The following is a 7,854-nucleotide window of genomic DNA, read 5'->3' on the forward strand; positions in this document are numbered from 1 at the left end:
CCTGTTGTAAAGCCGATCCTGGAATCCACCATCACCTGCCCACACTGCGGCACAATCCGAACAGAGCAGATGCCGACCGATGCCTGCCAGTGGTATTACGAATGCACCGGGTGCGATAAACTGCTTTCCCCAAAACCCAGCGACTGCTGCAGCCGAACCTGAACAATCCGGACCCGATTCATGACCGACATCCTATTCATCCTTGGCGCCTACCTGCTGGGTTCTGTATCCAGCGCAATCATCGTCTGCAAGCTCATGGGACTACCCGACCCGCGCACCCAGGGTTCACACAACCCGGGGGCAACCAACGTATTGCGTATCGGCGGCAAGAAGGCGGCGGCCATCACCCTGCTGGGAGACAGCCTCAAGGGGCTGATACCGGTTCTTATCGCCAACCTGATGGGAGTGGAGCCAATTGTCCTTGCAGGTGTCGCCATGGCGGCATTCCTGGGCCATCTCTACCCGATCTTTTTCGGCTTCAAAGGGGGTAAGGGGGTAGCCACTGCCCTGGGCGTACAGTTTGGCCTGGGCTGGCAGATCGGCGGCACCATCGCACTCATCTGGCTGTTCATGGCCAAGGTGGTCAATATCAGCTCCCTCTCCGCCCTGGTCTCCATGGCCCTGGCGCCCCTGGTGGTCTGGTACTTCTGGCCAGCACCGGAGCTGGTGGGCATGCAGATCATCCTCTCGCTGATCCTGTTCTGGCGCCACCGCAGCAACATCCGCAACCTGCTGACGGGCGCCGAGGGCAAGATCAAGGACGAGAGCGGTCCCGAGAAAGAAAAAGCCGAGGATTAAAGCTGCCCCGTCAAACCGCCGGCAGCTCTTCCATGGGCCATCTTGGCCTGGCCCCGAACAGAAGTGGCTCATGCTGTCCGGCGCTGAAACGCTGCCAGCCGGCATAAGCGATCATGGCCCCGTTGTCGGTGCAGAATTCGGGACGGGGGTAGTAGGCACGCCCTCCCTCTTTCTCCATGATCTCCTGGATCCGTGCGCGCAGTCGCTGGTTGGCGCTGACACCACCGGCCAACACCAGGGTTTTCGCCCCGCTCTCGCGCACTGCCCTGCGGCATTTGATGGCCAGTGTCTCCACTACCGCATCCTCGAATGCACGGGCGATGTCAGCCTTGCTCTGCTCCGAGGCTTCCCCCCCTTCACCTGCCGCATGCTGGGCCTCATGCAATGTGTTGAGGGCAAAGGTCTTGAGGCCGCTGAAGCTGAAATCCAGGCCGGGCCGGTCGGTCATGGGACGGGGAAAACGGTAGCGCGTCGGATCACCCTGTTCCGCCAGGCGCGCCAGCTCCGGCCCACCTGGATAGGGCAGCCCCAGCAATTTCGCGGTCTTGTCGAACGCCTCCCCCGCCGCATCGTCCAGGGATTCGCCCAGCATGCGGTAGCGCCCCACACCCTTGACCTCCACCAGCTGGGTGTGTCCGCCGGAGACCAGCAGGGCCACAAAGGGGAAATCCGGCCCCTCGGCCTCCAACATCGGCGCCAGCAGGTGCCCCTCCATGTGGTGCACACCCAACGCAGGGACACCCCAGGCCCAGGCCAGGGAACGTCCGATAGCGCTCCCCACCAGCAAAGCGCCCACCAGGCCAGGCCCACAAGTATAGGCGACCGCATCGATATCCTGTTTCCGAAGGCCCGAGTCTCGCAGTACGCCTTCCACCAGGGGCAAGGTCTTGCGCACATGATCACGGGAAGCCAGTTCCGGCACCACGCCGCCAAATTCGGCATGGACCGCGACCTGTGTATGCACCTGGTGCCCCAGCAGACCCTTTTCCCCGTCGTAAATTGCAACGCCTGTCTCGTCACAGGAGGTTTCGATACCCAGAACCCGCATTAACTCCACCTTTTCCCAACAAAAATTTTGCAAACTGCCCAATCTGGCAGTAGAATTCGCGCTCTTATGCTTCCAGCATTCACTGAAACGAACATTTGAGGTTACAAATGCCCAACGTACGAGTCAAAGAAAACGAGCCCTTCGAAGTCGCTCTTCGCCGATTCAAGCGTGGTTGCGAGAAGGCCGGAATCCTGGCTGAAGTACGCCGTCGCGAATTCTACGAGAAACCGACCGCAGAGCGTAAGCGCAAAGCTGCCGCTGCAGTAAAGCGCCACCTGAAGAAGGTATCCCGCGAAAACCGTCGCTGGGAACGCCAGTACTGATCTAGCTGTTTCGCTTTCCACACCTGAGTCTACAGGCCATGCTCAAACAGCGCATCCAAGATGAGATGAAGGCAGCCATGAAAGGCGGCGACAAGCCCCGTCTGGCAACCATCCGGCTCATCATGGCCGCCATAAAACAGCGTGAAGTCGACGAAAGGATTGAGCTGAACGATGAGCAGGTCCTCGCCGTGCTGGACAAGATGGTCAAGCAGCGCCGGGACTCCATTGCCCAGTATGAGCAGGCTGGTCGTACCGAACTCGCCGAGCAGGAGCACTACGAAATCAGCGTGCTCCAGGACTACCTGCCGGAAGCCCTGAGCGAGGAGGAGATCGCCTCCATGGTAGCCAAGGCCATAGCCAACAGCGGCGCCGAGTCCATACGCGACATGGGCAAGGTGATGGGACAGCTGAAACCGAAGGTCCAGGGCCGGGCGGACATGGGTGCTGTAAGCACCTTGGTAAAGCAGCAACTCAACGGCTGACACTCCGCACCACCCTGAAAAGAAGCTTCAGCGCCACATGGCACTGGGGCTTTTTTGCGTTATAGAGAGGCCTCTGCTTAAATCCTCTGACTACAATAATCCCGAATGGATCAATGGCCGGACGCATTCCTGAGCAATTCATTGACGAGCTTGTTAACCGGGTCGACATCGTCGACCTGATCAACAGCCGCGTGCCTTTAAAAAAGGCGGGAAAGGAGTACCAGGCCTGCTGCCCGTTCCATGACGAAAAGACGCCCTCATTCACCGTCAGCCGGGAAAAGCAGTTCTACCACTGCTTCGGCTGCGGCGCCCACGGTACCGCCATCGGCTTCCTGATGAAGTACGACAACATGGGGTTCGTGGAAGCCGTTGAGGAACTGGCCACGCAACTGGGCCTGGAGATTCCCCGTGAAGCCGGTGAGCGCAGCGGACCGGATTTCAGGCCGCTCTACGAAACCCTTGAGAAGGCAGCCCGCTACTACCAGTGGCAGCTGAGAAAACACCCCAACGCCGAACAGGCCGTGGATTATCTGAAACAGCGCGGACTGAGTGGAGAGATTGCCAGCGAATTCGGCATCGGCTATGCCCCACCGGGCTGGAACAACCTGGACAGCGAACTGGGCCGAAACTCGGAACAGACCCAGCGCCTGCTGACCACCGGCATGCTCACCCATCCGGAAGACAGAAAAGAGCCCTATGACCGCTTCAGGGAACGCATCATGTTCCCAATCCGTAATCATCGGGGCCAGGTGATCGCCTTCGGTGGCCGCATCCTGGGAGATGGCAAGCCCAAGTACCTGAATTCCCCGGAAACGCCTGTCTTCCACAAGGGCAGGGAGCTCTATGGACTCTACGAGGCGCGCAAGCATCTGCGCAAGATTGACCGACTGCTGGTGGTCGAGGGCTACATGGACGTGGTTGCCCTGGCGCAATTCGGCATCCGCTATGCGGTTGCCACCCTCGGCACCACAACCACCCCGGAACACCTCGAGCGACTGTACCGAACCTGCCCGGAAGTGGTCTTCTGTTTCGATGGCGACCGTGCTGGCCGGGATGCCGCCCGAAAAGCCCTGGAGACCACCCTTCCCTTCATACGCGACGGCAGAGAAGCACGATTCCTGTTTCTGCCAGAGGGGGAAGACCCCGACACCCTGATACGCAAAGAGGGAAGCGAAAGTTTCGAAGCACGGGTCAACAGTGCCACCCCCCTTTCGGACTTCCTGTTTGACCATCTTGCACAGCAGGTGGACATGGGCGCCCTGGAAGGCAGGGCGCAACTTGCCGAACTCGCCAAGCCGATGCTGCAGAAGCTGCCGGACGGCGTGTTTCGCGAAATGATGTTCAAACGCCTGGGCCAGCAGGTGGGCCTGGAAATGCCAGCCCCAAAATACCCAAGCAAAACAACTGGCAGACCAAAGCCGAAACAGGCCAGCAGGTCGTACCTGGGCACTATGCCCCCGGTGCGGCGAGCTATTGCCCTAGTGATATCCAACCCCAGGCTGGGGCAACAAGAGAATCTGCCCGAGCAGTGGAAACACTCCAGCCTGCCCGGCATCACACTTTTGAAAGAACTTCTTGAATTAGTTCAGTCCCAGCCTAACCTTAGTACAGCAGCGATACTGGAGAGATGGCGCGAACGGGAGGAAGGCAGGCACCTGCAGAAACTCGCTGGCGTGCTCATCGATCTCCCCGAAGAGGACCAGGCCAGGGAGCTGTCAGACACCCTGCAGACCCTCTCAAACCAGTATTTGGACCAGGAAGCAGAACTTTTGCTTCAGAAAGCTGCCGAAAAAGGGCTCAGTGGTCTTACGCTGTCTGAAAAGGAGCGCCTGAACCAGGCCCTTGCAGAGAAAGCCCAGCGTAAAACCGGACAAACAGAAGTGGATGAAAACGAATAACGATGCTATACTATGCGGCTTCGCATTTCGTTCGTCAAAATATCTTTTACAGGTTGGAAATGGATCAGGAACAGCAGCAATCCCAGCTAAAGCAACTCATCGCTAAAGGTAAGGAACAAGGCTTCCTAACATATGCAGAGGTAAATGATCATCTCCCCGACGGCATTGTCGAACCGGAGCAGATCGAGGACATCATTCGGATGATCAATGACATGGGTATCCATGTCTATGAAAGCGCACCCGATACCGAAGACACGAACCTCTCAGACACCGCGGTTACCCCAGACGAAGATGCCGCCGAAGCTGCAGCAGCAGCCCTGGCCTCAGTGGACAGCGAATTCGGCCGCACCACAGACCCTGTACGCATGTACATGCGCGAGATGGGCACGGTGGAACTGCTCACCCGCGAGGGCGAACTGAAGATCGCCAAACGCATCGAAGAGGGCCAGAACCAGGTTCTTGCAGCCCTTTCGACCTTCCCTGACACCATTGAAAGGGTCCTAAAGCTGTTCAAGAAAGCCGAGGATGAAGAGATTCGCCTGACCGACGTGATCAGCGGATTCGCCGAGCCGGAAGAAGTTACCATCCACCCCCCGAAGGTCCAGCCAGCCCAGGATACCGCGGCCGCGGCTGACAAAGCGGATGAGGACGACGAGGAAGAAGAGGTGGATCGCGGCCCCGATCCGGCAGAGGCAGCCAAGAAGGCTGCCGACCTGCGCAAGGCGTTCAAGGCTTTTTCCAACGCCCTGGACAAGCACGGCCGCGACGACAACAAGACTGTCAAGGCGCTGACCAAAGTGACAGACGCCATGATGGAGTTCAGATTCGTACCCGCCGTCTTCAACGAGTTGGTGGAAAACCTGCGCTCAGCCATCGCCTTCATCCGCAGCCAGGAGCGTAGCATCATGGAACTGTGTGTCACCGATGCACGAATGCCGCGAAAGGAGTTCATCACCTCCTTCCCTGACAACGAAACCAATCCCGAGTGGGTCACTGAACAGATTGCCGCCGGCAAGAGCTACTCCGACGCCCTGGAAGGCATCAAGGATGATGTTGCCCGCGCCCAGAAAAAGCTGCGAGAACTGGAAACCAACAGCAAGCTGAGCATCAGCGAGATCAAAGAGATCAACCGCAAGATGTCCATCGGCGAGGCCAAGGCACGCCGGGCCAAGAAAGAGATGGTCGAGGCCAACCTGCGACTGGTGATCTCGATTGCGAAGAAATACACCAACCGCGGCCTCCAGTTCCTGGACCTGATCCAGGAAGGCAACATCGGCCTGATGAAGGCAGTGGACAAATTCGAGTACCGCCGGGGCTACAAGTTCTCCACCTATGCAACCTGGTGGATTCGCCAGGCGATCACCCGCTCGATTGCCGACCAGGCACGCACTATCCGTATCCCGGTCCACATGATCGAAACCATCAACAAGCTGAACCGCATTTCACGGCAGATGGTCCAGGAGATGGGACGAGAGGCCACTCCGGAAGAATTGGCCGAACGCATGGACATGCCGGAGGACAAGGTACGCAAGGTGATGAAGATCGCCAAGGAGCCGATATCCATGGAGACCCCCATCGGCGATGACGAAGATTCACATCTTGGAGATTTCATCGAGGATGCAGGCGTCGTTTCACCCATCGACTCCGCAACCGGCGAAGGCCTCCGCGAGTCCACCCAGCAGATGCTGAGTGGACTGACTTCCAGGGAAGCAAAAGTACTGCGTATGCGCTTCGGCATCGACATGAATACCGACCATACTCTCGAGGAGGTCGGCAAGCAGTTCGATGTTACCCGCGAGCGCATCCGACAGATTGAGGCCAAGGCGCTGCGCAAGCTTCGCCACCCCTCGCGTTCAGAAAAGCTTCGCAGCTTCCTCGATACCGATTAAAATAGACTCGCATTTGGGCCTATAGCTCAGTTGGTTAGAGCAGTGGACTCATAATCCATTGGTCCCAGGTTCGAGTCCTGGTGGGCCCACCAATACAAAGCGGGTTAGTGTGATAGTAAGCACTAACCCGTTTTTCGTTTGCGTGAATTTTGCGTGACCTCCTGTCACAAACAAACCGCTCACACAGCGGTCTAGCTATAGTTCAACCTTCTCAACACCACAAGTTCCGGACGCTTATCATCCCGGTCGCAGACCCGCTCAGCCGCCTCAATGAGCCTTGTGAGCTCGGCACCTGAGTAGTGGGTAGTGATCCTACCGGACTTGTGGCCCAGCAGATCCTGCCTATCCTCGAAACTGACACCTGCCGCCCTGAGCCTGCGACCATAGGTATGCTTCATATCGTGGACCCTGACCTGCGGCAATCCCACCTCTTGCCTGGCCCGACGCCATCCATTTGAAAGCATGTGCTTCAACGGATGCCCCCGGTAAGTGAAGACATAGGTATCATCCTTTCCACGCCGCTCCTCAATTACCGACCGAGCGATACGATTCAGAACAACCACCCTCTCTTCACCATTCTTGGCTTAGATATCCGGGATAATGAACACTGAGGTATCCAGGTCATCGGCCCGAATACGCTCTTCCCAAGCCCATTGCAGGTTGCAGATCTCATTGTCCCGACATCCGGTATTGACGGCAAACAACGCCATCTGCGCCAGATAGCTCGGTAGAGCATGAAACAACAGATTTTGCTCTTCCCACGTCAGCGGGTAAGGCCGACGCGCACCCCTGACGGGAAACAGTTTGATTTTCGGCGCAGCCTGCAGCCAGGTTAGACCGTGTTCATCGATCCACTCACTGGCCGCCAAATTCACAATCCGACGAATCAGTTTGAGATCATGGTTGTGTGTTGCTGTCTTTACTCCTTTATTACGGCGATACTCGATCAGTTGCTGTAACGTTCCCATATGAATTCGATCCAGTCGCAGCGAACCAATAACCGGTACGATATTCTTCAATCGCCCAATATCAGTATGGATACTCCGCTTGTGCTGATTCTCCAGCACAAACTTCGCCGCAGCTTCATCGAATGTCCTAATGGGGCGCACCCCAAACAATCGCGCTTGCCTTTCCTCATCGATCAACTTCGCCAGCACTAATTCCGCTTCTTCAAGCTGAGTTGTTTCAGCACTGAAGCAAATGCGCCGTCCGCCGATCCTTTTGTCAATGTGCCAGGTTTCTCCCCTTCGCTTGAGGCCTGGCGATGCTTTTCGCCCCATGTCTCACCTCCATAGGCGTTACCGGGACGTCCGTTGCAAGAGGCGGTTTCGGATAATAAGTGCAATTGGTAGTTGAAGGGCCAGCTGGTAGAGTCGGCGCTTCTCCCGACCAAGAGACGAAGCACTTATGAGCTAC

General features: G+C 57.4%; 7 protein-coding genes, 1 tRNA gene and 2 pseudogenes. 7 read left to right on the forward strand and 3 right to left on the reverse strand.

Annotated elements, in window-relative coordinates:
• Positions 1-15 precede the first annotated feature (15 nt).
• Both BOW53_RS13480 and plsY read left to right on the forward strand, forming a co-directional pair.
• Positions 16-150: pseudogene (locus BOW53_RS13480) on the forward strand (GDCCVxC domain-containing (seleno)protein); the annotation flags it as partial.
• 30 nt (positions 151-180) lie between these two features.
• Positions 181-798 (forward strand): glycerol-3-phosphate 1-O-acyltransferase PlsY, encoded by a 618-nt coding sequence (gene plsY, locus BOW53_RS03640; RefSeq protein ID WP_078486153.1) that lies wholly within the window; start codon positions 181-183, stop codon positions 796-798.
• A gap of 10 nt (positions 799-808) precedes the next feature.
• Here plsY and tsaD read toward each other — a convergent pair whose 3' ends face one another.
• Complete coding sequence (gene tsaD / locus BOW53_RS03645) at positions 809-1,846, reverse strand: tRNA (adenosine(37)-N6)-threonylcarbamoyltransferase complex transferase subunit TsaD (RefSeq protein ID WP_078486154.1); 1,038 nt, start codon at positions 1,844-1,846, stop codon at positions 809-811.
• A gap of 107 nt (positions 1,847-1,953) precedes the next feature.
• Between tsaD and rpsU the strand changes: the two genes are divergently transcribed.
• The 5 genes from rpsU to BOW53_RS03670 all read left to right on the forward strand — a co-directional run bounded on the left by rpsU (position 1,954) and on the right by BOW53_RS03670 (position 6,530).
• Positions 1,954-2,169, forward strand: a complete 216-nt coding sequence (gene rpsU, locus BOW53_RS03650) for a 30S ribosomal protein S21 (protein ID WP_078486155.1) — start codon at positions 1,954-1,956, stop codon at positions 2,167-2,169.
• Between the two features lie 38 nt (positions 2,170-2,207).
• A complete protein-coding gene (locus BOW53_RS03655; protein WP_078486156.1) occupies positions 2,208-2,651 on the forward strand; it encodes a GatB/YqeY domain-containing protein in 444 nt (147 codons plus the stop codon).
• Positions 2,652-2,764: 113 nt separating this feature from the next.
• Positions 2,765-4,549 (forward strand): DNA primase, encoded by a 1,785-nt coding sequence (dnaG, locus tag BOW53_RS03660; RefSeq protein WP_078486157.1) that lies wholly within the window; start codon positions 2,765-2,767, stop codon positions 4,547-4,549.
• Between the two features lie 59 nt (positions 4,550-4,608).
• Positions 4,609-6,438, forward strand: coding sequence for an RNA polymerase sigma factor RpoD (gene rpoD / locus BOW53_RS03665; RefSeq protein ID WP_078486162.1), 1,830 nt, complete (start codon positions 4,609-4,611; stop codon positions 6,436-6,438).
• 15 nt (positions 6,439-6,453) lie between these two features.
• Positions 6,454-6,530, forward strand: a tRNA-Ile gene (locus BOW53_RS03670).
• Between the two features lie 99 nt (positions 6,531-6,629).
• Here BOW53_RS03670 and BOW53_RS13665 read toward each other — a convergent pair.
• Positions 6,630-7,007 (reverse strand): annotated as a pseudogene (locus tag BOW53_RS13665) (tyrosine-type recombinase/integrase); the annotation flags it as partial.
• A gap of 15 nt (positions 7,008-7,022) precedes the next feature.
• Positions 7,023-7,718, reverse strand: coding sequence for a hypothetical protein (locus tag BOW53_RS13670; RefSeq protein ID WP_342748399.1), 696 nt, complete (start codon positions 7,716-7,718; stop codon positions 7,023-7,025).
• Positions 7,719-7,854 lie beyond the last annotated feature (136 nt).

Origin of the sequence: Solemya velesiana gill symbiont, assembly GCF_002020805.1 — a bacterium.
In the GTDB taxonomy this organism is placed as follows: Bacteria; Pseudomonadota; Gammaproteobacteria; order Chromatiales; family Chromatiaceae; genus Sedimenticola_A.